Annotated in this window: 24 protein-coding genes; 14 read left to right on the top strand and 10 right to left on the bottom strand. The window is 72.0% G+C overall.

What is annotated here, in order from left to right; translation table 11 throughout:
• From O7624_RS28290 to O7624_RS28270, 5 genes are all read left to right on the top strand, one after another.
• Positions 1 to 1,578 (top strand): phenylacetate--CoA ligase family protein, encoded by a 1,578-nt coding sequence (locus tag O7624_RS28290; RefSeq protein WP_282238018.1) that lies wholly within the window; start codon positions 1 to 3, stop codon positions 1,576 to 1,578.
• Between the two features lie 2 nt (positions 1,579 to 1,580).
• Positions 1,581 to 2,021, top strand: a complete 441-nt coding sequence (locus O7624_RS28285; protein ID WP_093408755.1) for a DUF4188 domain-containing protein — start codon at positions 1,581 to 1,583, stop codon at positions 2,019 to 2,021.
• Positions 2,018 to 3,091 carry a hypothetical protein gene (locus tag O7624_RS28280; protein WP_282238017.1) on the top strand — a complete coding sequence of 358 codons (1,074 nt, stop codon included), beginning with the start codon at positions 2,018 to 2,020 and terminating at the stop codon, positions 3,089 to 3,091. The genes O7624_RS28285 and O7624_RS28280 overlap by 4 nt, the downstream gene beginning before the upstream one ends.
• Positions 3,092 to 4,057 (top strand): nitroreductase, encoded by a 966-nt coding sequence (locus tag O7624_RS28275; RefSeq protein ID WP_282238016.1) that lies wholly within the window; start codon positions 3,092 to 3,094, stop codon positions 4,055 to 4,057.
• Between the two features lie 143 nt (positions 4,058 to 4,200).
• The gene (locus O7624_RS28270) at positions 4,201 to 4,767 is read left to right on the top strand and encodes a histidine phosphatase family protein (protein WP_282238015.1); all 567 of its coding nucleotides are present in this window, start codon (positions 4,201 to 4,203) and stop codon (positions 4,765 to 4,767) included.
• 97 nt (positions 4,768 to 4,864) lie between these two features.
• Here O7624_RS28270 and O7624_RS28265 read toward each other — a convergent pair whose 3' ends face one another.
• The 4 genes from O7624_RS28265 to O7624_RS28250 form a co-directional block, all read right to left on the bottom strand.
• Positions 4,865 to 5,668, bottom strand: coding sequence for an S-methyl-5'-thioadenosine phosphorylase (locus tag O7624_RS28265; protein WP_282240778.1), 804 nt, complete (start codon positions 5,666 to 5,668; stop codon positions 4,865 to 4,867).
• Positions 5,669 to 5,679: 11 nt separating this feature from the next.
• Entirely contained in the window at positions 5,680 to 7,452 is a 1,773-nt protein-coding gene (locus O7624_RS28260; protein WP_282238014.1) for a DUF1996 domain-containing protein, read from the bottom strand.
• Positions 7,453 to 7,574: 122 nt separating this feature from the next.
• Positions 7,575 to 8,963: a hypothetical protein gene (locus O7624_RS28255; RefSeq protein ID WP_282238013.1), complete on the bottom strand. Its 1,389-nt coding sequence runs from the start codon at positions 8,961 to 8,963 to the stop codon at positions 7,575 to 7,577.
• On the bottom strand, positions 8,960 to 10,009 hold the full coding sequence (locus tag O7624_RS28250) for an NAD-dependent epimerase/dehydratase family protein (RefSeq protein WP_282238012.1): 1,050 nt from the start codon (positions 10,007 to 10,009) through the stop codon (positions 8,960 to 8,962). Before O7624_RS28250 ends, O7624_RS28255 begins: the two co-directional genes overlap by 4 nt.
• A 123-nt stretch (positions 10,010 to 10,132) precedes the next feature.
• Between O7624_RS28250 and O7624_RS28245 the strand changes: the two genes are divergently transcribed.
• From O7624_RS28245 to O7624_RS28215, 7 genes are read left to right on the top strand one after another with little or no spacing between them, the layout of a single operon-like run.
• The gene (locus O7624_RS28245) at positions 10,133 to 10,792 is read left to right on the top strand and encodes a glycosyltransferase family 2 protein (protein ID WP_282238011.1); all 660 of its coding nucleotides are present in this window, start codon (positions 10,133 to 10,135) and stop codon (positions 10,790 to 10,792) included.
• Positions 10,789 to 11,448, top strand: coding sequence for a TIGR04282 family arsenosugar biosynthesis glycosyltransferase (locus tag O7624_RS28240; RefSeq protein WP_282238010.1), 660 nt, complete (start codon positions 10,789 to 10,791; stop codon positions 11,446 to 11,448). The genes O7624_RS28245 and O7624_RS28240 overlap by 4 nt, the downstream gene beginning before the upstream one ends.
• Positions 11,445 to 12,086 carry a class I SAM-dependent methyltransferase gene (locus O7624_RS28235; protein WP_282238009.1) on the top strand — a complete coding sequence of 214 codons (642 nt, stop codon included), beginning with the start codon at positions 11,445 to 11,447 and terminating at the stop codon, positions 12,084 to 12,086. Before O7624_RS28240 ends, O7624_RS28235 begins: the two co-directional genes overlap by 4 nt.
• Positions 12,059 to 13,300, top strand: coding sequence for a molybdopterin-dependent oxidoreductase (locus tag O7624_RS28230; protein ID WP_282238008.1), 1,242 nt, complete (start codon positions 12,059 to 12,061; stop codon positions 13,298 to 13,300). The genes O7624_RS28235 and O7624_RS28230 overlap by 28 nt, the downstream gene beginning before the upstream one ends.
• The gene (locus tag O7624_RS28225) at positions 13,297 to 13,734 is read left to right on the top strand and encodes a hypothetical protein (protein ID WP_282238007.1); all 438 of its coding nucleotides are present in this window, start codon (positions 13,297 to 13,299) and stop codon (positions 13,732 to 13,734) included. The genes O7624_RS28230 and O7624_RS28225 overlap by 4 nt, the downstream gene beginning before the upstream one ends.
• Before the next feature lie 24 nt (positions 13,735 to 13,758).
• On the top strand, positions 13,759 to 14,469 hold the full coding sequence (locus O7624_RS28220; protein WP_282238006.1) for a response regulator transcription factor: 711 nt from the start codon (positions 13,759 to 13,761) through the stop codon (positions 14,467 to 14,469).
• Entirely contained in the window at positions 14,466 to 15,482 is a 1,017-nt protein-coding gene (locus O7624_RS28215; RefSeq protein ID WP_282238005.1) for a HAMP domain-containing sensor histidine kinase, read from the top strand. The genes O7624_RS28220 and O7624_RS28215 overlap by 4 nt, the downstream gene beginning before the upstream one ends.
• Positions 15,483 to 15,530: 48 nt before the next feature.
• Here the strand turns inward: O7624_RS28215 and O7624_RS28210 are convergent, their stop codons facing one another.
• A complete protein-coding gene (locus tag O7624_RS28210; RefSeq protein WP_282238004.1) occupies positions 15,531 to 16,505 on the bottom strand; it encodes a sigma-70 family RNA polymerase sigma factor in 975 nt (324 codons plus the stop codon).
• 117 nt (positions 16,506 to 16,622) lie between these two features.
• Between O7624_RS28210 and O7624_RS28205 the strand changes: the two genes are divergently transcribed.
• Positions 16,623 to 17,246, top strand: a complete 624-nt coding sequence (locus O7624_RS28205; RefSeq protein ID WP_282238003.1) for a maleylpyruvate isomerase family mycothiol-dependent enzyme — start codon at positions 16,623 to 16,625, stop codon at positions 17,244 to 17,246.
• A gap of 47 nt (positions 17,247 to 17,293) precedes the next feature.
• Here O7624_RS28205 and O7624_RS28200 read toward each other — a convergent pair whose 3' ends face one another.
• The 4 genes from O7624_RS28200 to coaD all read right to left on the bottom strand — a co-directional run bounded on the left by O7624_RS28200 (position 17,294) and on the right by coaD (position 20,126).
• The gene (locus tag O7624_RS28200) at positions 17,294 to 17,890 is read right to left on the bottom strand and encodes a GNAT family protein (RefSeq protein WP_282238002.1); all 597 of its coding nucleotides are present in this window, start codon (positions 17,888 to 17,890) and stop codon (positions 17,294 to 17,296) included.
• 94 nt (positions 17,891 to 17,984) lie between these two features.
• Positions 17,985 to 18,506, bottom strand: a complete 522-nt coding sequence (locus tag O7624_RS28195) for a hypothetical protein (RefSeq protein WP_282238001.1) — start codon at positions 18,504 to 18,506, stop codon at positions 17,985 to 17,987.
• Positions 18,507 to 18,571: 65 nt separating this feature from the next.
• Positions 18,572 to 19,564 carry an RNA polymerase subunit sigma-70 gene (locus O7624_RS28190; protein WP_282238000.1) on the bottom strand — a complete coding sequence of 331 codons (993 nt, stop codon included), beginning with the start codon at positions 19,562 to 19,564 and terminating at the stop codon, positions 18,572 to 18,574.
• Positions 19,565 to 19,667: 103 nt separating this feature from the next.
• On the bottom strand, positions 19,668 to 20,126 hold the full coding sequence (coaD, locus tag O7624_RS28185; RefSeq protein ID WP_282237999.1) for a pantetheine-phosphate adenylyltransferase: 459 nt from the start codon (positions 20,124 to 20,126) through the stop codon (positions 19,668 to 19,670).
• A gap of 161 nt (positions 20,127 to 20,287) precedes the next feature.
• On the opposite strand from coaD, the gene O7624_RS28180 reads away from it, so the two are divergent.
• Complete coding sequence (locus tag O7624_RS28180; protein WP_282237998.1) at positions 20,288 to 20,842, top strand: hypothetical protein; 555 nt, start codon at positions 20,288 to 20,290, stop codon at positions 20,840 to 20,842.
• 84 nt (positions 20,843 to 20,926) lie between these two features.
• On the opposite strand, the gene O7624_RS28175 is transcribed toward O7624_RS28180, so the two are convergent.
• Positions 20,927 to 21,568 carry a GNAT family N-acetyltransferase gene (locus tag O7624_RS28175; RefSeq protein WP_282237997.1) on the bottom strand — a complete coding sequence of 214 codons (642 nt, stop codon included), beginning with the start codon at positions 21,566 to 21,568 and terminating at the stop codon, positions 20,927 to 20,929.
• Between the last annotated feature and the right edge of the window lie 68 nt (positions 21,569 to 21,636).

The following is a 21,636-nucleotide window of genomic DNA, read 5'->3' as shown; positions in this document are numbered from 1 at the left end:
ATGGCCGAACTGCCACACCGACACCCTGCTCTGCGTACCGCCGATTCTCCCTTGCCGGTCGTGGCCGCGCGGGCCCGGCAGGCCGTCCTGGCGACCCTCGGCCGGCTGGTCGCCGCGCTGAGCCGGCTCGCCGGCCGCCACCCCGCCGGGTGGCGGTGGCTGGCGCGGCGGCACCACCCGTTCCTGGACCGGCTGGCCGGTGCGAACGCGGCGGCGATCTGTGTACGAGCCGCCCGGCAGGTACCCGCCTACCGGGCCTTCCTGCGGGCCCGCCCCGCCGGTAACCGCCGCCGACTCGACGACTTTCCGGAGACCGACAAGCTCCGTTACGTCACGGCCTACGACGCCGCCGCGCGCTGCTGGCGGGGACGGCTGCCCACCCGTGGGGTGGTGGTCGACGAGTCGGCCGGCTCGTCCGGGCAGCCGTTCAACTGGCCCCGCGCGGAGCGGGAACTGCGCGCGGTGCACCGCGACATCGCCGGATACACCGGGCTGGTGTTTCCGATGCGCCGGCCGTTCGTCATCAACGCCTACTCGATGGGCGCGTGGGCGACCGGGACGACGACCGGCGCCGCGATGGCCCGCATCGCCGTGGTGAAGAACACCGGCCCGGACCTCGGGAAGATCGTCGACACGCTCCGTGAATTCGGTCCCGACTTCGACTACCTGGTGACCGCGTACCCGCCGTTCCTGAAACACCTGCGCGACCGGCTCGACGCCGAGGGCTTCCCGTGGTCGCGGTACCGCATCTTCGCCAGTTGCGGCGGTGAGGGAATGACCGAGGCGCTGCGCGACTACCTGGAGCAGCGGTTCGCGCTTGTGCGTTCGGCGTACGGTGCGTCGGACCTGACCATCGGCATCGGTGCGGAGACCCGGCTCACGGTGTGGCTGCGACGGCGGTTGCAGACCGACCGCGCCCTGCGGACCGCGCTGCTCGGCGCCGACGAGCAACGGCTGCCGATGGTGTTCCAGTACAACCCGTTCAGCACCTACCTGGAGACCAACGAGCGACGGGAACTGGTCTGCACGGTCACCACCGACGTGCTGCAACCCCGGTTGCGCTACAACATCGGGGACGAGGCGCTGCTGGTGCCGTACCGGCAGGTCGTCGAGCTGGCGCAGGCCGACCCGGTACGCGGGGCCGAGTTCCGCACCGCCGTCTCCGCCGAGCGGATGACCCTGCCGGTGCTGCTGCTGTTCGGGCGGCGCGATTCCACGGTCTCCTACCTGGGAGCCAACCTCTACCCCCAGGACGTCGAGTACGGCCTCTACACCGGCAATCCGCACGCCGCCGAGATCAACCGGTTCTGTCTGGCGTTGGTCGAGGACGCGGCGCTGGAGACCCGGCCGGTGATCCACCTCGAACTGCGCCGCCCGCTGGCCGCCGCGCAGCGCGACGCGCTCGCCGCCGCGTGCCGCAGCGGCGTACGCCGGCATCTCACCTCGGTCTCCCGGGACTTCGCCCAGTCCCTGGTGGAGGACCCGACCGCCGGTGACCTGCGAGTGGAGTTGCACGAACCCGGCAGTGGCCCGTTCGCCGGGCAGCAGAAGATCAAGAACGTCTACCTGGTGAGGTGACCATGCGTACTCGCGACTTCTCCCGCGCTCCCGCCCAGGCCCGCGCCGGCGCCATGTTCATCGGTGGGACCCGGTACGCCAATCCCCTGGTGCTGCTGCGACTGGCGCCGGCCTGGTTCCGGATGGTCCGGGACATGCGCCGGATGTCCGGCTACTGCTGGCACACGGTCTACTGGCAGTTTCCGTTGACCCTCGGCACCATCGCGTTCTTCACCGACCGCGACGCGATGCTGCGCTTCGCCCGTACCCGCCATCACCGCCGGCTGATGGTCTGGTTGACCGACGGCACCCGCAATGCCACCGCCGGGTTCATCCGGCTCTACAGCGCCGCTCCGGACGGGTACTCCAACGGCGCGTGGCGGGCCGAAAGCCCGGAGATGGGACACATCGCGACCTTCACCCCGCTGGGCGCGGAGACGACCGGTCCGGCGGTCCGGCGGTGAGCAGCCACCGGTTCGACCGCGTCTCCACCCGCCGGGACCTGCGGCAGTTCCTGGCGTTCACCGACCGGCTGTACGCCGACGAACCGCGTCACGTACCCGTTCCCCGGCAGCAGATCCGGCGGTGGTGGCGCGACGGCGTACCGCTGTACCTGCTACGCGACGCCGCCGGCACGGTGGTCGGACGCACCACCCTGCACACCGATCCGGCCTTCGACACGAAGATCGGCCGTCGGTGCCAGCTGTTCGGGCTGACCGAGTTCACCGCGCCGGCCGCCGGGCCGCTGTTCGACGCGATTGCCGCGCATGCCGATGCCGACCGGGACCTGCTGTTCGGCCCGGTGGCGCTGCTACCCAACCAGGCCGGCGGGGTGATCACCTCCGGCTACGCCGAGCGGGGCTTCGTCGACAGCGCCTGGAACCCGCCGCGCTACGTGGCCGCCTACGAGGCGTACGGGTTCCACCGCCGGTTCGAGTCCGACACCTGGATCTGCCCGGTGCCCGCCCCGGCGCAGCCGGCTCGCAGTGCGCCCGAAGACGCCCGGCTGGAGTTGCACCGTGGTGATGTCCGGCGGCTCGACGACCAACTCGACCTGCTGCGCGGGATGCTGAACGCCTCCTTCGCCCAGCTCGGCTACTACACGCCGATCTCCGCCGGACAGCTACGGCGGCAGACCGACGGTCTGGCATACCTGCTCGACGAGTCACTGCTGCTCTACCTGACCCGCAACGGGCAGCCGGTGGCGTTCGTGCTCTGCGTACCGGACATCAGCGAGTTCCTGGTCGCCGTCCGCGGTGACCTGCACCCGGTCAACCAGGTGCGGTTGCTGGCCACGCGTCGCCGCTACCGGAGGGAGGCGGTGCTGATCGTCAAGGGCGTGCTGCCGCAGTACCAGGGGCGCGGCTACCAGCGGCTGCTCTCCACGCACCTGCACCGCAACCTGCACGCCGCCGGCTACACGACGCTGCGCAGCACCTACGTCGGGCGGGACAACCCGGCGTCGGCCGCCCAGTACCGGCGGCTCGGCGGTCGCCCGCTGCACGGGTACACCTTCTATGCGAAGGAGCGGTAGGTGGACCTCGCCGCGTTCCGCGCGCTGGAGCCGTTGTGCTGGCGGGCGCCGAGTGCGCACAACACCCAGCCGTGGCGACTGCGCTACGAACCGGGGGCGATCCACGTCGGCTGGCACGCGGCCCACACGTTGCCGGCGGCCGACCCCAGCGGCCGGGACCTGCGCCTGTCCCTCGGCGCGTTCGTCGAGACCTGCCTGATCGTCGCCGCCGACGCCGGCCTGCACCTGGAGTTCGTCGCCGACCACGACGAACAGCACCGGCAGGTGGGCCGGCTACGGCCGGCCCGGCACCGCTACCCGACGCCGTTTCGCACCACCGACGTGTGGCAGCGCCGCACCGACCGGGGCCGCTTCGCCGCCGGTCCGGAGCAGGAGACCCTCGACGCGGTCGGCTCGGTCGCCCGGCAGGCGGGCGGCGGCCTCCTCGCCGTGTCGCACCCGGATCGACTCGGTGCCCTGTTACGCGCCGCCGACCGGCGGCTGTACGCGGACCCGGCGGTCGTCACCGAGCTGCGCCGCTGGCTACGGCTCGATCCGACACATCCGAACTACCACGCCGACGGGCTCAACGACCGCTGCCTCGCGTTGTCGCGGACCGCCGCGACCGGGCTGCGCGCGGCGCTGGCCGCGTACCCGCTGCTGCGGCCACTGGGGTTGCCGAGGCTGCTCGCCGCCGCCGACGACCCGCTCAAGCGCGGCGGCGCGGTGCTGGTCCTCGTCGGCCCGGCGGACCTCGACCGGCCCGGCCAGGTCGAGGTCGGCAGGGTGCTGCTGCGGGTCTGGCTGACCCTGCACATCGCCGGGCTGGCGGCGCATCCGCTGAGCCAGCTGATCGACGTCGATGCCACCCGGACGGCGCTCGGTGCGCTGCTGGACGTCGCACCGGACCGGCTGCTACACGTCACCCGGGTGGGCCGGCCCACGCGTCCGGCGCCCCGCTCGGCACGCCGGCTCGGCACTGTCTGACAACGGCCGGAGCGCCACGTACGGGTTGGGTTTGCGCTGCTGGTACGTCGGGTGGAAGCCCAGCACCTAATAGCAGGCGACGATGTCGTCGATGGATGGGCACGGCAGCAGGGGTACGGTCACGGAGACAGCGGAGGTCTCTGATGCCGACCGAGATCGTGCTGGTCCGGCACGCCCGGTCCGTCCCGCCGACCGCCGGCGGTCCGGACGACTTCACCCGCCCGCTGACCGCAGACGGGCTGCGGCAGGCGCAGGAACTGGTGGCGATGCTCACCGAGCCGCGGCCGGCGGCGGTCTGGTCCAGCCCGTACCGGCGCGCGATCCAGACCGTCCAACCGACCGCCGACGCGCTCGGCCTGCCCGTACGCACCCGGACCGAGCTGCGCGAGTGGGACGACGGCCTCGCCTTCACCGAGGTATGGGAGTCGCACTACGTCAGGAGCTGGACGGACCTCTCCTACGCACGCCCGGGCGGGGAGAGCCTCGATCAGCTCAGCATCCGTGCCGTCGCCGCCCTGCGGGCACTCGCCCGGCACCACGCCGGCCGGGTGGTTCTCGTCGGCAGCCACGGCACCTTCATCTGCCGGGCGTTGGCCGGCTTCGGCGTGCCGGTCAGCTGGGCCACGGTGCGGCAGATGCCGATGCCCGCGCTCTACCGACTTCGCTTCACCGACCCGAGCACCAGTCCCGAGGTGTTCGAACGGAGCTGATCGCCTCGGTCCGGAGCGGCCCGGTCACCGGCTCAGCCGGCCTCCACCAGGTAGGAGAAGGCCGGCTGAGCCGGGCGAACGAGGTTCCGGCCGCCGGTCAGGGCAGCTCGATCGGGAGGGTGATGCCGTCCAGGCTGTGCGGACAGGGACAGTCCCGCTCGACCGGAAGCGCGGCGACCGCGTCGAGCAGCAGCCCGCGCAGCCGCTCGGTGTTCTCGCCGAAGACCCGGAACACCTCCTGCTGCGTCACCCCGTGACCGCTCTCCACGCCGGCGTCCAGATCGGTCACCAGGGCGATCGAGCTGTAGCAGAGAGCCAACTCCCGGGCGAGAACCGCCTCCGGGTGGCCGGTCATGTTGATGACCGCGCCGCCGACCGCCGCGTACCACCGGGATTCGGCGCGGGTGGAGAAGCGCGGCCCCTCGACCACCACCATGGTTCCGCCGTCGTGCGCGGGCACCGACCGGCCGGTGGCAGCCGTCAGCAGGGTACGCCGACCGACCGGGCAGTACGGGTCGGCGAAGGAGACGTGCACCGCGCCCTGCTCGTAGTACGTCTGCGCCCGGCCGCTGGTCCGGTCGATGAGCTGATCGGGTACCACGAACGTGCCGGGACCGAGTTCCGGACGCAGGCCACCGACGGCGCACGGCGCGAGTATCTGGCGTACCCCGAGCGACCGCAGCGCCCACAGGTTGGCCCGGTAGGGAATCCGGTGCGCAGGATGCCGGTGGTCGCGGCCGTGTCGAGGGAGGAACGCCACCCGACGGCCGCCGACGTCGGCGATCGTCACCGCGTCGGATGGCGCACCGTACGGCGTCTGGACAACATATTCGGTGGCGCCGTCGAGCAGCGCGTAGAGACCCGAGCCACCGATGACGGCAAGGTCGGCGGACGGGGACACGGTCTGCGGATTCACGAGCAGTCCCGGCCCTTGTTGATGCAGGTGACGATGTGTTTCATCGTGCGGGTGGAGTTGACGTTGATGAAGTCGTCGTGGTCGGAGAAGGGATTGTGGTTCTCCTCGGGGAAGGAGTCCAGCGCGTACTGACCCTTCTCCTGCACGTCCCGGGGGATGTCGTAGGAAATGGTGATCCGCAGCTGCGGGATCGCTCGGAATCCCTGCGGGCAGGCGCCGGTGGCCGGGTCGGCGAAGGCGACGTGGCTACGGTGGTTGTCGCTGTCGATGTTCCGGCCGTCCCAGCAGCCCGGAAAGTCGTGCACGCGCTGCACCTGGCTGCCGACCGGGCAGATCGGGTACTTGTCGGCGAGCCGGTCGGCGAAGCCGGAGCACGTCCAGGACGGGCGGGCGTTGGCCGGGCCACGGCTGGTGGGCTTGGCGTCGCCGGTGAGCGCCCGCAGGAACCTGGGCATCGGCACGACCTTGCTGACCGGGTTGCCCCGGTACTCGATGAGCACCTGGGCGGGGCGGACAATGCCACCGGTGTTGCCGGGCAGTTCGAAATCGGGCCCCTGGGGTTCGGGCAGCGCGGACGCCGTCGGGCTGGGTGCGCTGCCGGGCGTGGTGGGCCCCGGGTCGCCGGCCGCCTGGTCGACGGTGCAGGCGGCGAGCGCTTCCAGACCCTGCGGCCGGGCGCTGTGACGCCCGATGGCGATGCCGATCCGGTCGAGCACGGCGATCCGCTTGGCCGTCAGCGGGCCGACGATCGCGTTGTCCACGAAATTGGGGCCGCCCTGACCTCCACTGGTGGCGATCCGTTCGGTGGCCTCGGAGATCTGCCGGTCGAGCTCGTCGAGGTTACGGTTGACCTCGGCGACGGCTGGGGCCGGCACTCCGGGCAGCCTGCCGCGCACGGTGGGGCAGCGGAGCCGCGGGTTCGCAACGCGATCCGCCGTGGCGCTGGCAGCGTGGCTGGGGCCGTGCATCGAGGCGTGCATGCCGTCGTAGCTCACATCGCAGTCGACAAGCGACACCAGGCCGGCCGGCCGAGCCGTGCCGGCGGAGCGCAGGGCGTTGCTGATGTTCTTGATCACGATGGCGCGGCGGGTCCGCAGCGCGTCGAGGACCTGCCTGTTGAGGGCGGCGTCGACCCGACCTCGGCTGGCGGTCATCCGCCGGCCGGCCTGGGCGTTCAGGCGGTCCAGTTCCGCGAGTCGACGGTCGACCGTGTCGCGGGCCCGGAGGGGGACGGCGGGCAGCCGGTCCCGCACGGAGGGGCAGACGATCATCGGTTGGGTCCGGGCGAGGGCCTGCGCGACCCGGTCACCGCTGCGGACCGTCCGGTCGATGCGCACGACCGGCCAGAAGTACGACGACCTGTCGCCGTTCTTGCAGGTGGTGCCGGACGCGGCGAGGTCGGCGTTGGACGAGTCCGCGGTGATGGCCAGGTTGCCGACGAAGTCGTGCACATGTTCGGCGCCGTTCTTGACACCGGGCTGTGCGACCGGGTTGTCCGGGCTGAACTTGCCGTTCTCGTTGGTGCCGCAGTCCACAGTGAACCGGCCGGTGGCGGCGCCGACGGCCGGCTTCGGGTTCGACACGTTCGGCCGTACGTCCTCGATCGCCACGAACTGCGCGAGGTTTGTCGCCGCGTCCGCGGTGCCGTTGCCGCCGCCGGAGACGAAGGTGACGGTGAGCGCGCCGGTGGCGGCGAGCACCACCGCCGCCATGGCGATTCGGACCTGTCTGGTCTGCGTCGGCCGGAAGCGCCGCTGTCGGTTTGTCATGGCTTCTCCTGAACGTCACTGGCACGTCGGCTGCCGTGGTGCGCCGACGCCTCGGGATACGGCCCCTTGTGTGATGAAGGGTCAGCATCGAGCGGGTATGTCATCGTTCGGTAAGAAGTGCCCTACCACGTCGTCAGGAGCAGGTGATTGATCGCGAGGGCCACCCCTGCCTGCCCGGCGAGCCAGGTACGGCGGCCGGTGGCGGGAATCAGGGCGGCGCCCGCAATGAGCCACCAGGTGAAGGGCAGCCAGATGCGTTCCACCTCGGCCTTGCTGTAGCCGGACAGGTCCGCGGCGACGATCGCCGCCGCCGCGGCGACGGGCAGCAGCCAGGCGGCGTACCCGACGGAGCCCTGCTGCGGTCGCGGCAGACCGCGGCCCGGCCGCAGTGACGAGACCGCCTGCCATCCGGCGACCGCCGCGCGGCGGAGGATGACGGCAGCTGCCGGGCCGGCGGCGACGGTGAGGATCGCCAGGTTGGCCCAGACCCAGTAACCGTAGGCGCGCCGACTGGCGATGCCCTGGTAGTAGCGCTCGATGACCAGGTGATAGCCGGTCAGCCAGTCGAAGCCGGCGACTGTGAACGCGCCCACCACGAGTGCCGCGCCGCCGAGCGCCCACCAGGCGGCGGGCCGGCGCCGGTGGCCCAGCATCACCACGGCCAGCACGATCGGGACCATCAGCACCAGCCCGTAGGAGAGGTAACAGCCGAAACCCAGCAGTGCGCCGCCGCCGAGCGCGCCGACCGCGCTGCCCCGGGTGAGCCCGTACGCCAGCAGGGCGACCCCGGTGGCGGTCACCCCGGCGAACAGGCCGTCGGCGGACACTCCGGACCAGACCGCTCCCGGGAACAACGCCGCGAACGGCAGCACGGCCCGCGCCGCGTCGTCGGTGCCGAGCAGCCGCACGGTGTGCGGCACGGCGACGGCGGTGAGCGCCGCCGTCAGGATGCACAGCACCCCCGCCCAGCCGCCCCCGCCCAACCCGACCCGGTCCAGCCAGACGAACACCAGCAGCGCTCCCGGCGGGTGGCCGGACACGTGGGTGGTCCAGGAATCCGGCTGGAAGTCGAGGATCCGGGAGGTGAAGGCGGCCAGCATCGCGGCGATGTCGGTGACGCCGGGAACCTCGTGCAGATACTCGTGGTGGGTGGTCAGCCGGCCGGCGATGCCGCGTTGCCAGCCGTCGACAAGTGCCAGTGACAGCGTCCAGGCCACCGCGGTGGCGTAGGACAGGACGAGCAGCCGCCGCCACGGCAGCCGGCCGGCCAGGGCGGCTCCGCGCCAGCAGACGAGTACGGCCACCGCCACCGCCAGCGGGGTGCCGGGGCCGACGTGCGGCCGCCACTGCGCGAACAACGGTGCCGCACTGGCGTGCACCGGACGTCCCAGCAGGTGGAGCAGACCGCCGACACCGGCGGCGGCGGCGAACAACCCGACGGCGACCCCGACGGCGATCAGGTCGGCCCGTGCGGTGGTGCGCCGCAGCCGGGCGAGGAGCGTCGTGCTCATCCGCGCAGTGGTGCGTGGGCGAACTGCCGGACTCCGTCGGCGAGGCGGACCGCCGCGCGGAATCCGAGTTCGGCCCGGGCACGGGCCGGTGAGGCGACCACGTGGCGTACGTCGCCGAGCCGGAACTCGCCGGTGACCACCGGCCTCGGACCGCCGGCGGCCCGGGCGAGTTCGGCGGCCATCTCCCCGATGCTTGCCGGATGCCCGGAGGCGACGTTGTAGGCCCGCCAGCCGGTCCGGCTCCCGGTGGCCGTCACCGCCGCGAGGTTGGCCGCCGCCACGTCGTCGACGTGGACGAAGTCGCGTCGCTGGCAGCCGTCCTCGAACACGCGCGGAGCCCGGCCCGCCGCCAGCGCGGACCGGAAGATCGCCGCGACACCGCTGTACGGCGTGTCGCGCGGCATGCCGGGCCCGTAGACGTTGTGGTATCGCAACGCCACCACGGTGCCACCGGTCTGCCGGCACCAGGCCGCCGTCAGGTGTTCCTGGGCGACCTTCGTGGCGGCGTACACGCTGCGTGGGTCCAGTGGTGCGTCCTCATCGATGAGTCCCGGCTCCAGGGCCGTGCCGCAGTCGGAGCAGGCGGGCTCGAATCGCCGGGCGGCCAGGTCGGTGGCGGCGCGTGGGGCGGGGCGTACCGCACCATGCCGGGCACAGGTGTAGGCGCCCTCGCCGTAGACGACCATCGAGCTGGCCAGCACGAGCCGGTGGATACCCGCGCGGGCCATCTCGGCCAGGAGCACGGCGGTGCCGAGATCGTTGCAGCCGACGTACTCGGGCAGGTCGTCGAGGTCCACGCCGAGCCCGACCATGGCCGCCTGGTGCACGACCACGTCCACGCCGGTCAGGGCTGCGGCGACGGCGGCCCGGTCACGCAGGTCGACCCGGCGCAGCGGGGCGCCGGCCACGGCGTCCGGTAAGGGCACGCGGTGCGCGCCCGGATGACCTGCGTCCACGACGGACACCTGATGCCCGACCCGGTGCAGCGCGGCGACGACATGGGTCCCGATGAAACCGGCTCCGCCGGTGACGAGTACGTGGGTCACGGGCCGACGCTAGAACCAGCCGGGCACCGGAGGCGGCCCTGACGGGCAGCCGTCAGCATCTCGTAAGACTTCATCATCGGCTGGTAATACCTGCTCCGCCCGATCCTGATTAGCGTCCGCGACATGACCGATGTGGTTCTTCCCTGCCGGAACGAGGCGCCGGCACTGCCCGGCCTGCTGGCCCGGATACCGGCCGGCTACCGGCCGATCGTGGTGGACAACGGCTCGACCGACGGCTCGGCCGAGGTGGCTCGCGCCCACGGCGCGAAGGTGATCAGCGTCGCCGAGCCCGGCTACGGCGCCGCCGTGCACGCCGGTGTCGTGGCGGCCGACGCCGCCGACGGGGTGGTGTGCGTGATGGACGCCGACGGCTCCTTCGACCCGGCACAACTGCCCCGGCTGGCCGCGTACGTGCGCACCGGTCAGGCGCAGTTGGCCACCGGCCGACGCCGCCCGGTCGGACGGGGCGTGTGGCCGCTGCACGCCCGGGCAGCCAACGCCGTCCTCGCCCACCGGCTGCGCCGCAGCACCGGCCTGGACGTTCACGACATCGGCCCGATGCGGGCGGTACGCCGCGACGACCTGCTGGCGCTGGGGCTGCGCGACCGGCGGTTCGGCTACCCGTTGGAGCTGCTGATCTCGGCGGACCGGGCCGGTTGGCGGGTCATCGAGATCGACGTCGACTACCGCCCGAGGGCGGCCGGCACCCGCTCGAAGGTGACCGGCACCGTGCTCGGCACCGCCCGTGCCATCCGCGACATGAGCGCGGTGCTGGCCCGGTGAGCGCCGCCCAGATCCTGGTGCTGGCCAAGGCGCCGACACCCGGGCGGGTCAAGACGCGGCTCTGCCCACCCTGCACCCCCGAGCAGGCCGCCCGGGTCGCCGCCGCCGCCCTGGCCGACACCCTCGACACCGTCACCACCGCGGCGGCCGGTTCCCGCGTTCTCGTCCTCGACGGCGAGCACCCCACCCCGCCAGGTTGGGCGACACTCCCCCAACGGGGCGACTCGCTCGGCGACCGCCTCGCCAACGCGTTCGCCGACGCCCGCACACCCGGCACACCCGCCGTGCTGATCGGCATGGACACCCCACAGCTCCTCGTCGATCACCTCGACGAGGCCCGAGAGCTGCTCGCCACAGTGGGCGGCCCGGACGCGGTGCTCGGCCCGGCCACCGACGGCGGATGGTGGATACTGGGGCTGCGCGACCCCGGCCACGCCGTCGTGCTGCGTACCATCGCCACCTCCACGGCCACCACCGGCCGATCCACCGCGGTGGCGTTGCGTCGGCGCGGCCTGCGGGTACGCCTGCTGCCTCGCCTGTCCGACGTGGACACCGCCGCCGACGCCCGCGCCGTGGCGAGCTTGTGCCCGCCGGACAGCCGGTTCGCCCACGCCGTCGCCGCCGAGGTGCCGCGTCCCGCACCGGTCGCCCGGTGAACGCCGTCGCGGTCTTCGACACCGCGATCGACAGGGCCGCGGCGGGCATCCCGGCCGCCTTCACGGCCCGGCATCCCAGCGGCGGTGTGTACCGATTCGACCCGGCCGCCTGGTGCCGGGACGTGATCGACGGAGACGATGCGCTGATCGAGTGCTGCACCGGCCACACCCTTGACGTCGGCTGCGGCCCCGGCCGGCTCACCAGCGCCCTCGTCCACGCCGGCCGGCCGGCCCTCGGCATCGACGTCAGCGCCAGCGCGGTTCGGCTGGCCCGCCGTCGTGGCGCACCCGCCCTGCACCGCGACGTCTTCGGTCCGGTGCCCGGTGCCGGCCGCTGGCGGCACCTGCTGCTGGCCGACGGCAACATCGGCATCGGCGGTGACCCGTACCGGCTGCTTCGCCGTTGCCGTCAACTGCTGGCCGCCGACGGGTACCTCCATGCGGAGCTGGCACCGGCCGGCACACCGGCCTGGTCCGGGACCGCGACGGTGCAGACCCCGGACGGCACCGACCGCGTGCTGCCCTGGGCCTGCGTACCCGTCGACGAGCTTCCCGAGCTGGCCGACGCCACCGCGATGCGGCTGCGCGACACCTGGACGGAGGCAGGTCGGTGGTTCGCCACCCTGACACCCCGGTGACCGGCCGCGCGGCGGTGCTGCGCCGCCTCGCCCGGTGGTGCCTGACGCCGTTGCCGGCACCACCGGTGGCCCTGCGGCGCGGACCGCTGCGCCCCGGGCGGTTCCGGTCCCGGCTACGGTCTACCCGGCTGACCAGTCAGCTCGGCGTCGCCCTCGGCGTGGCCTTCGGCATCTGCTTCGCCACCGGTCTGCTCAGCCACCTGATCCAGCACCCGCCGGGTTGGTTCTGGTGGCCGGCCCGCCCGGTCGGGCTCTACCGCTTCACCCAGGGTCTGCACGTGGCGACCGGGCTCGCCTCGATTCCGCTGCTCGGCGCCAAGCTGTGGTCGGTGTACCCGCGCCTGTTCAGCTGGCCGCCGGCCCGCTCGATCGCGCACGCCGCCGAACGCGCGGGCACCGGCCTACTGGTCGCCGCCGCACTGTTCCTGCTGGTCAGCGGCGTCCTCAACATCTCCCGCTGGTACGCGCCGATGCCGTTCTTCTTCACCGCCGGGCACTACTGGGTGGCCTGGCTGGCGGTCGGCGGTCTCCTGGTGCACATCGGCGTACACCTGCCGGCGGTCCGCGCCGCGCTCGCCCGTCCGATGGCGGGTGAGCCACGGCAGGACGGCCTGAACCGGCGTGCCCTGCTCGGCGGCGTCGCCGCCGCCTCCGGACTGATCACCCTGACCACGGTCGGGCAGACGATCCGGCCGTTGGCCGGTCTCGCGGTGCTCGCCCCACGCCACCCCGACGTGGGACCGCAGGGCCTTCCGGTGAACCGGACCGCGGCCGGCGCCGGAGTGCGCGCCGCGGCCCTCGACCCGGCGTACCGGCTGTGGGTTACCGGACCGGTCCGCAGCGTCAGCCTGGACCTCGCCGCCCTCTATCGACTTCCGCAGTACCGCGCGGACCTGCCGATCGCCTGCGTGGAGGGCTGGAGCGCCGTCGGCACGTGGACCGGCGTGCGGCTGGGCGATCTGGTCGCGCTCGTGGGTGCCGATCCGCGACGCTCGACGGCACTTGTCGAGTCACTTCAGGTGGGCGGGCGATACCGTGCCTGCACGGTGCCACCGGAACATGTGGGAGATCCGCTGACTCTGGTCGCGCTGCGGTTGGGCGGCGAGCCCCTGCACATCGACCACGGCTATCCGGCGCGGCTGATCGCGCCCAACCGGCCCGGCGTGCTGCAGACCAAGTGGATCAGCCGGATCACCGTTGCGGGGACACCGTGAAGACCCGGGCCGGGTTGGTCGCCGGCGGTTGCCTGCTCATCGCGTACGCCGTCGGCGGCGCCCTCACCGACGCCGATGTTTCCCCGGGCGGGGTGCTGATCTTCCTGGCCGCCGTGCTGGTGGGCCACGACGTCGTCTGGATGGCGGCGGTGCTGGCCGTCGGCGCCGCGCTGACCCGCGTTCCGCCACGGTGCCGGTCGACCCTCCGCACTGCGGCGATCACCGCCGCGGCGGTCACCGTGGTGGGACTGCCCCTCGCCCTGGGGTTCGGACGCTCGGCCGACAACACCTCGGTGCTGCCGCTGCCGTACGGCCGCAATCTGGTCGCCGTCCTGCTCGCCGTCGCCGGCACGACGCTGCTGGCCTGCGTGTTACGGAGACGCGCGGCGGCGGACCGTAAGGAATCCGAAAGACCCGCCGGGGGTCGTCCGTGATCCCCGGTCGATAGCCTGGTCAGGATGGGACACCGGGTGTTAGTGGTCGACGACGACCCGACGGTCAGTGACGTTGTCCGGCGTTACCTGGAGCAGGCCGGCTGCGAGGTCCAGCTGGCCGCCGACGGCGCCGACGGCCTTGCCGCGATCGCCGCCCAGCGACCCGACCTCGTCGTACTCGACCTGATGATGCCCGGCATCGACGGCCTCGAAGTCTGCCGCCGGATCCGGCGACAGCTGCCTGACCTGCCGGTGGTCATGCTCACCGCGCTCGGCGAGGAGGCCGACCGGGTCCTCGGGCTCGAGGTCGGCGCCGACGACTACGTCACCAAGCCCTTCTCCCCCCGCGAACTGGTGCTGCGGATCCGCTCGGTGCTGCGCCGCACCGCCGCGCACACCGCCCACCCCACCGTCTCGGCGAAGCTGACCGACGCGGCGCTGACCGTGGACACCGCCCGCCGCGTCGCCACCATGGGTGGAACACCGTTGTCGTTGACCGCCCGGGAGATCGATCTCCTGATCTTCTTCATACGGCATCCGGGCCGAGCGTGGTCGCGCAGCGACCTGCTGGACAAGGTCTGGGGATGGCAGTTCGGCGACCAGTCGACGGTCACCGTCCACGTCCGTCGGTTGCGCGAGAAGATCGAGCACGACCCGGCCGACCCGCAGCGGATCCGCACCGTCTGGGGCGTCGGATACCGTTACGACCCGCTCGACGAGGAAACCGGCCAGTGAGCGACACGCTGCTCATCGGGCTCTACGCCCTCGCCGCCGGAGGCGTCGTCGGCCTGGCCGGCGCCGCAGCGCTACGGATGCTGCGCGGCCGGTCGATCCTCGTGCACATCCTGGTGCTGCTCACGGTCACCGTCCTCGCCGTGGTCGCCGGAGTCGCCACGGTCGCGCAGGCGATGTTCCTGTCCGCGCACGACCTGTGGGTCGTTCTCGTCACGGTCAGCGCCTCCGCGGTGATCAGCCTCGCCGTCGGCGCCACCTTCGGCAGCCGGCTGGCCGCCGCCGCGGTCTGGGCCCGGGCTGCCCGGGAACGCGAACGGCGGCTGGAGGCCGGCCGCCGCGAACTCGTCGCCTGGGTGTCACATGACCTGCGTACCCCGCTGGCCGGGCTGCGAGCCATGGCCGAGGCCCTGGAGGACGGCATCATCCACGACCCAGCCGTCATCGACGAGTACCACCGGCGGATCCGGGTGGAGACCGACCGGATGGCCCAACTCGTCGACGACCTGTTCGAGCTGTCCCGGATCAACGCCGGCGCGCTACGGCTCATGCCCACCACCGTGCCGTTGCGCGACGTGGTGTCCGACGCGATCGCCGGCGTCGCACCGCTGGCCGCCCGCCGCCGGATCCACCTGGTGGCAGCCGACAGCGGCTGGCCCAACGTGCGGGCCGGCGAACGCGAACTCGCCCGGATCGTCAGCAACCTGCTGATCAATTCCGTCCGTTACACACCGGAGGACGGCAGCGTGCACATCGCCGCCGGCCACGAGACCGACAACGTCTGGCTGGCCGTCTCCGACACCTGCGGGGGCATCCCCGGCGAAGACCTGGACCGGGTCTTCGACGTCGCGTTCCGAGGTGAACGAGCCCGCACCCCCGGAGCGGCCGACTCAGGCGGTGGCGGCGGACTCGGCCTGGCCATCGTGCGCGGACTCGTCGAGGCGCACGGTGGCCGGGTCAACGTACGCAACACCGACCGCGGCTGCCGGTTCGAGGTCCGCCTGCCCGCCACCTGAGGCGAGCCCGCGCCAAGGCCCGACCGCCCGCCGAACGACGGAACCGCCCTACCACCGGGCCGGCTGCGGAATCCCGAACAGCGGCACCAGCCGGTCGGCGTCGAGGTACGTGACGATGCCGGTGATCAGGTCGTCGGTCACATCGAGCAGCACGAGCGCGAATGGCCGGTGGCCACCGGCCGGGTCGGGGCGCGTCTGCCAGAACGCCGGTGATCCGTTCGCCCGCACCGGCCACAGCCGAGCGCCCGCGCACGACGCCTGCGGGTCCTGCAACGCCAGACGGATCTCGTCCCGGCCACGCAGCCACCACGCGAAGGGCGGCATCGACATCGTGGCGTCCTGGTGCAGCAGCGACACCAGCGTGGCGATGTCGTGCCGTTCGAACGCGGTGCAGTAGCGGTCGAGCAGATCCCGGTGGGCCGGGTCGGCGGGCCGCCACGGATCGCTGGGTGTGGGTTCGTTCGCCCGCAGCGTCGCCCGAGCCCGTTGCAGCGAGCTGTTCACCGCGGCCACGGTGGTCTCCAGCAGCTGTGCCACCTCCCCCACCGGCCAGCACAACACGTCGCGCAGGATCAGTACGGCGCGTTGCCGGGGCGGCAGGTGTTGGAGCACGGCGACGAACGCCAGCCGGATGGTCTCGCGTTGGACGGCCAGTTCCTCCGGGCTGTCGGTCGACGGTAGGGCACGGCCGTCCGGAATCGGATGGATCCACCGCTGGTCCGCCACCGGCGGGCCGAGGGAAGCTCCGGCCTGGGTAGCGGGGCCCAGGTCCATGGCCAGAACCCGGCGCTGCGCGCTGCGGAGCAGGTCGAGGCAGACGTTCGTGGCGATGCGGTACAGCCAGGTACGCAGCGATGCTCGTCGCTCGTCGTAACGGTCGTAGGACCGCCACGCCCGCACCAGCGTCTCCTGCACCGCGTCCTCGGCCTCGAAACCGGAGCCGAGCATCCGGTAGCAGTAGCCGGTGAGTTCCGTCCGGAACCGCTCCAGCTCGGCAACCTCGTCGGTCGGCGTCTCGAACATCCTCCCGACCCTACGCATCGGGAACGACACGGGCTGACCGATGAGTTCGCCGCGCCTCGTCCGTATGTCATGCAGCACGTCCCTCCGACGACGCACCACGACCATGAAGGGCTGACAGTGACTGAAGAAGACATCCGGGCGGCGGTGACCGCGGAACGGAGCGAGCAGGTGGACCTGCTCGCCACCCTCCGACCAGACCAGTGGGACGCGCCGACCCTGTGCGACGGCTGGCGGGTCCGCGAGGTCGTCGCCCACACGACGATGCCGTTCCGCACCTCGCTCGGCCGGACGTTCGTGGAGCTGGTGAAGGCAGGCGGCAGTTTCAACCGGATGGCCGACCGGTGCGCACGACGTGACGCGACGCGCATGACCAGCGCAGAACTCCTGGCGACGCTCCGCGACAACGTCGCCCATCCCTGGAGACCGCCGGGCGGTGGTGCGCTCGGAGCCCTGTCCCACGACGTCATCCACGGGCTCGACATCACCGTCAGCCTCGGGTTGGGCCGGCGGATTCCGCCGGACCGCATGGCTATGGTCCTCGCTGGGCTGGCACCCAGGAACATCGCGTTCTTCGGCACGGACCTGGCCGGGGTGGCGCTGCGGGCAACCGACCTCGACTGGTGCCACGGCAGCGGAACGACGGTGCGCGGGCTGGCCCAGGATCTCCTGCTCGTGATCTGCGGACGCCGCCTCCCACCAGGCCATCTGGAAGGTGAGGCCGCCAACCGGTTCACCCGATGATTCGCCGGCTGGGCCGAGCGTGGGTAGCTCGGCCCAGCCGGGTCGGGTCACCCGCTCCGCACTGGTCGAGGCACCTCAGCCGCCCCTGACCCCGACATCTGCCGCCAGGTCTCGGCGAGCAGGGCGTACGTGTAGCCGTCCACCCAGCCCAGCTCGGCGTGCCAGGAGTCACCGACACCGTGCTGCTCACGACGCATGCCGACCTTCTCCAGGATCCGCACGGAGGCCAGGTTGTCCGCGAAGCAGCCGGCGGTGATTCTTCGCACGCCCAGCCGGTCGAAGGCGTACGCCACCATCGCGGTGACCGCCTCGGTCGCGTAACCCTGGCCGCCGTACGCCGGGTCGAAGATGTAGCCGAGCTCGGCTTCGGTCCGCGCCGGCATGCCGGGCTGCCCCATGCCGTCGATCACGTCGAGCGAGACGGTCCCGATCACCACGCCGCCGAGCACCACCGCCCTGCTGTGGTCGTCAGGATCGTTCGCCGCGCGCTGCCACGCCGCCCGGAAGGACGCCGGGTCGACCTCGGTGCGCACCAGCCAGCGGGTGACCTCCGGCAGGTTGCGGTACTCCAGGATGCGGTCGATGTCCTCGTCCCGCACGGGACGAAGCTCAAGACGCTCGGTTCGGAGGTTCGTGCTGCCCACGAGGTGGCACGCTAGCGACGTACACCGCCGCGACGCCTCCGATTTATCGGGTTGACGCCGTCGCGCCGGTCGACCGCCCGGCGATCGTCGTGGGTCACGGCCTGCGACGTAGCTCGCGCAGCACGCCGTGTCGGCGCAGCGCCCAGGCAAGACGCCGTACGCTCGAGTGCCGCACGAACAGCAGCGCCGCCCGCCGGATCAGTCCGAGCCGGTCGTGGCTGACCTGGTTGTCGATCGCCAGCCAGATCAGCTCGCGCACCCGGGCACTGTCCAGCACCGCCCGCACCTCACGTCGCACCACCGGATCCTCGGCCGCCGAGGCGATGGCCGCAGCCTGACCCGGCCGGTCCACAAGTGGCCCCACCGCGGCGACGAGCGGCCGGCGTACCTCGTCCCGCTCCAGCAGCAGCAACACCGCCTCACGAACCTCGACCGCGTCCAGGCCGGACCGCAGCAGCGTCAACACGCTGCGTTCCACCCCGCGATCATGTTCCGGACCGGAGAGCGTGGCCAGCAGCACCGACACCTCGTCGAGATCGATGAGATGTCGCAACCCACTGCGAAACTCCGGCAGACCCCACGCAACCTGCAGCCCCTTCGCGAGATTGCGGTTCATGCGCCCTGCGCTACCCGGATGCGACGGTCAGCGAAACCTGCGGCCGGTCCGGTGCGGTCGAGTGTTCAGTCGGTGCCGTCGGCCGGCAGACGTTCCGGTAGCCCGAGCCTCGGGAACTGATCGTCGTGGAAGGTGATGATCTCGCTGATCGTCCCGCCGGTGACCCGCAGCACGTCGATCGTCAGCGGCAGGTACGCGCCCTCGCGCTTCCGCCAGTGGTAGAAGGCGACTGCGGGCTGCCGATTCACCCGGGTCTCGACGGCACGCAGGCCCGTCATGCCCACGAAGCCGCTGCCGACCCAGTCGGTCACCACCGCGTCGCGGCCGACGTGCAGGCCCGGGGTGGGCGGCATCGAGCAGCGGACGTCGTCGCGCAGCAGTGCGGCGAGCCGGTCGATGTCCGTGGCCACGCTGGCGTCGGTGTAGCGGCGCACCAGTTCCCGTGTCCCGGCGTCCTCCTCGCCGCCGGTCCAGTCCTGCCGCTCAGCGGGCAGATGCTCCCGCATGCCCGCGCGGGCCCGCTGCAACGCGCTGTTCACGGAGTTGACCGAGTCGCCGAGCAGTTCCGCGACGTCCTTCGCCGGCCAACCGAGGACGTCCCGCAGGATCAGCACCGCCCGCGGGCGCGGCGCCAGGTGCTGGACCGCGACCAGGTACGCCAACTCGATCGTCTCCCGCGCGACGGCGACGACCTCCGGCTCGTCCGCGACGGCCGCGGCCAGCTCGTCGAGCAGCCGGTCCGGGTAGGGCTGCAACCACCGCACCTCACCGCCGGTCGCCGGTTCCGGGCGGCACTTGGCCAGCAGATCCAGGCAGGCGTTGGTGGCGATCCGATACAGCCAGGCCCGGAACGACGAGCGCCCCGCGAAGGTCTCCCGCCGCCGCCAGGCACGCAGGAACGTCTCCTGGACGGTGTCCTCGGCATCCTCGAACGACCCGAGCATCCGGTAGCAATGCACGTGCAGCTCGCGCCGGTGCCGCTGCGCCAGCCCCGAGAACTCGTCGATCTCATCCAGATCGCCCACACCCAGCTCCTTCGGCCGCGTGTTCGCACCCATCACGTCATCCTTCCGTCGGTGTCCCGTCGGTGTTCCGTCGTAGGTATGACGGATGCGGGCGCGACAACTCATCACCAGGGTCGGTCGGCATCTTCGAAGCGGGTCAGCGTCCCAGCGTGCGTACCGCTGTCGAGGACAGCCTGGTCAGTTCGGGCTGCGCTGGCAGCAACACCGTGGGGACACCGAGCGACTGGTTCATCGCGGCGAGTCGGTACTCGGCCTGAAGGTCGGTGGTGTTCCGCACGCCCCGCACGATGACCGCCACGTCATGGCTACGGCAGTAGTCGGAGGTCAACCCGCTCCAGGCCACCACGGTGACAGAGGTCCACTCGACCGGCAGGGCAGCCCGGACGGCGGCGGCCCGCTCCTCCTCGTCGACGCCTGGGCGCTTGTCGCTGTTGACGGCGACCAGCACGACCACTTCGTCGAAGAGGCCACGTGCACGGTGCACCACGTTCATATGCCCGGCGGTGAAGGGATGAAAGCTGCCGGGGTAGACGGCGCGTACGGGACCGGCGGCGGCTGCTGTCGCTCCTGACCCTGCTGACGTTGCGGGTGTCACGACTGCGGCCGAGGCAATCGGAGCCGCATTCCGGTGTCGGTGCTCATGGTCCGACTGTAGGCTGCCGGCTCCGCTGTCCCTGGTGGGACGGGCTTGACGCGCCAACCTCCGTGAAGCATGGTCGATTGACCGTCTCGAATGCCTTGCTTCGGGGAGAACTGATGAAGGCCCTCGTCACCACCACAATCGCTGCGGCTCTGCTGCTCCTGACCACGGGCAGCGCACCCGCCGGCCAGCCGGCAGCCGATCCGCCCTGCACCGGGCAGATCCATCCCAACCCCGGGTTCGAGCGGGGCACCACCGGCTGGGAGGCCGGCCCCCGCATTGTCGTGCTCGGCGACACGACCCGGCCAGCGCGCACCGGCCGCGCGTACGCCACCTTCGCCGGGTTGGACGTCACCCGCACCGACCTGCTGCGCACCACCGTCACGGTTCCGGCCAACTGCGACCTGACGGTCCGCTTCTGGGTCCGGACCACCACCACCGAAACCCGCCGTGGCGATTACCTGAACGTCGGGCTGGCAGTAACCGGCATCCCCCCGAAGACCCGGTTCTCCCTGGCCTTCGACGGAGGAGCAGAGTGGCGGCAGTACACCATGTCGTCCGGGACCGCGACGACCGAACGCGCCGCGACGGTCAGCTTCCTCGCCAGCGAGACGGCCGGCAACGGCGTCACGACCTTCGACGTCGACAACGTGGCCTTCAGGTTGAGCTGACGCGTCCACCCCGGCCCGCACCACCGCTCGCGGTGTCGCCCGGTGCGGTGTCCAGAAGCGTTGCGAACGTTGCTGGACACCGCACTACGTGCAGATCAGGAGCGCTTCGGCTCCCACCGGCCGGAAGCCAGCCGCCTGGAAAGCGCGGACGCTGCGTGCGTTGCCGGCGGCCTGCTGCGCCCAGACAGGCTGGCCGTCGGGCGCCAGGTGCCGGGCGGCGGTCGCCAGTGCCCGCCCGAGGCCCCGGCTTCGATGGCCTTCGTCGACCTCGATCGCCGTCTCCCAGCGGCCTGCCACACCGCGGCCGAGGATGACGATTCCGCCGTCGGCCGCCCAGACGCGCAGCTCGTCACGGCGTTTACCGGCCCTGATCCGGCGTGGATGATCCGCGTTGGTCACCTCTGTCAGGTCCAGCGGAGGCTCACCGGCCAGCGGGCTCGCCACGGTCAGGAGGTCGATCGTGTCCATGGCGCGCCGGGTGCGGTCGAGCAGCGCGTGCAGAAAGGCCGGATTCATCGTGGCCGCCAGGGGGTCGCAGTCGAGCGACGCGAGGATGCGGCGCACCCACAACGGGTCCTCGTCGGTGAAGACCACCGAGTGGGCGGTGAAGGCGACCACTCCGGCATCACGACTGTTCGGCTGTGGCACCACGGTGACGCCGCCGTCCGGCGCCGGGAAGTGCCCCTGGGCTGCCGCATCCAGGATGTCGGCCAACTCGGTGCCCATGGTGGTCCCTTCCCGGCGCCCGGCGGTTCCCCCGATCAGTCCCGACACTTCCCAGAGCATGCCAGCTC

The sequence above is a fragment of the Verrucosispora sp. WMMD1129 genome (genome assembly GCF_029581255.1).
Lineage (GTDB): Bacteria > Actinomycetota > Actinomycetes > Mycobacteriales > Micromonosporaceae > Micromonospora > Micromonospora sediminimaris.
The sequence above is the reverse complement of the archived record's forward strand: the minus strand, read 5'-3'. Positions and strand labels throughout refer to the sequence as shown.

Excerpts from the sequence above, each read along its gene's own strand:
- O7624_RS28290 (WP_282238018.1), top strand. The coding sequence starts at position 1 with ATGGCCGAACTGCCACACCGACACCCTGCTCTGCGTACCGCCGATTCT.
- O7624_RS28285 (WP_093408755.1), top strand. The coding sequence starts at position 1,581 with ATGCGTACTCGCGACTTCTCCCGCGCTCCCGCCCAGGCCCGCGCCGGC.
- O7624_RS28270 (WP_282238015.1), top strand. The coding sequence starts at position 4,201 with ATGCCGACCGAGATCGTGCTGGTCCGGCACGCCCGGTCCGTCCCGCCG.
- O7624_RS28260 (WP_282238014.1), bottom strand. The coding sequence starts at position 7,452 with ATGACAAACCGACAGCGGCGCTTCCGGCCGACGCAGACCAGACAGGTC.
- O7624_RS28255 (WP_282238013.1), bottom strand. The coding sequence starts at position 8,963 with ATGAGCACGACGCTCCTCGCCCGGCTGCGGCGCACCACCGCACGGGCC.
- O7624_RS28245 (WP_282238011.1), top strand. The coding sequence starts at position 10,133 with ATGACCGATGTGGTTCTTCCCTGCCGGAACGAGGCGCCGGCACTGCCC.
- O7624_RS28220 (WP_282238006.1), top strand. The coding sequence starts at position 13,759 with ATGGGACACCGGGTGTTAGTGGTCGACGACGACCCGACGGTCAGTGAC.
- O7624_RS28210 (WP_282238004.1), bottom strand. The coding sequence starts at position 16,505 with ATGTTCGAGACGCCGACCGACGAGGTTGCCGAGCTGGAGCGGTTCCGG.
- O7624_RS28195 (WP_282238001.1), bottom strand. The coding sequence starts at position 18,506 with ATGAACCGCAATCTCGCGAAGGGGCTGCAGGTTGCGTGGGGTCTGCCG.
- O7624_RS28190 (WP_282238000.1), bottom strand. The coding sequence starts at position 19,564 with ATGGGTGCGAACACGCGGCCGAAGGAGCTGGGTGTGGGCGATCTGGAT.
- O7624_RS28180 (WP_282237998.1), top strand. The coding sequence starts at position 20,288 with ATGAAGGCCCTCGTCACCACCACAATCGCTGCGGCTCTGCTGCTCCTG.
- O7624_RS28175 (WP_282237997.1), bottom strand. The coding sequence starts at position 21,568 with ATGGGCACCGAGTTGGCCGACATCCTGGATGCGGCAGCCCAGGGGCAC.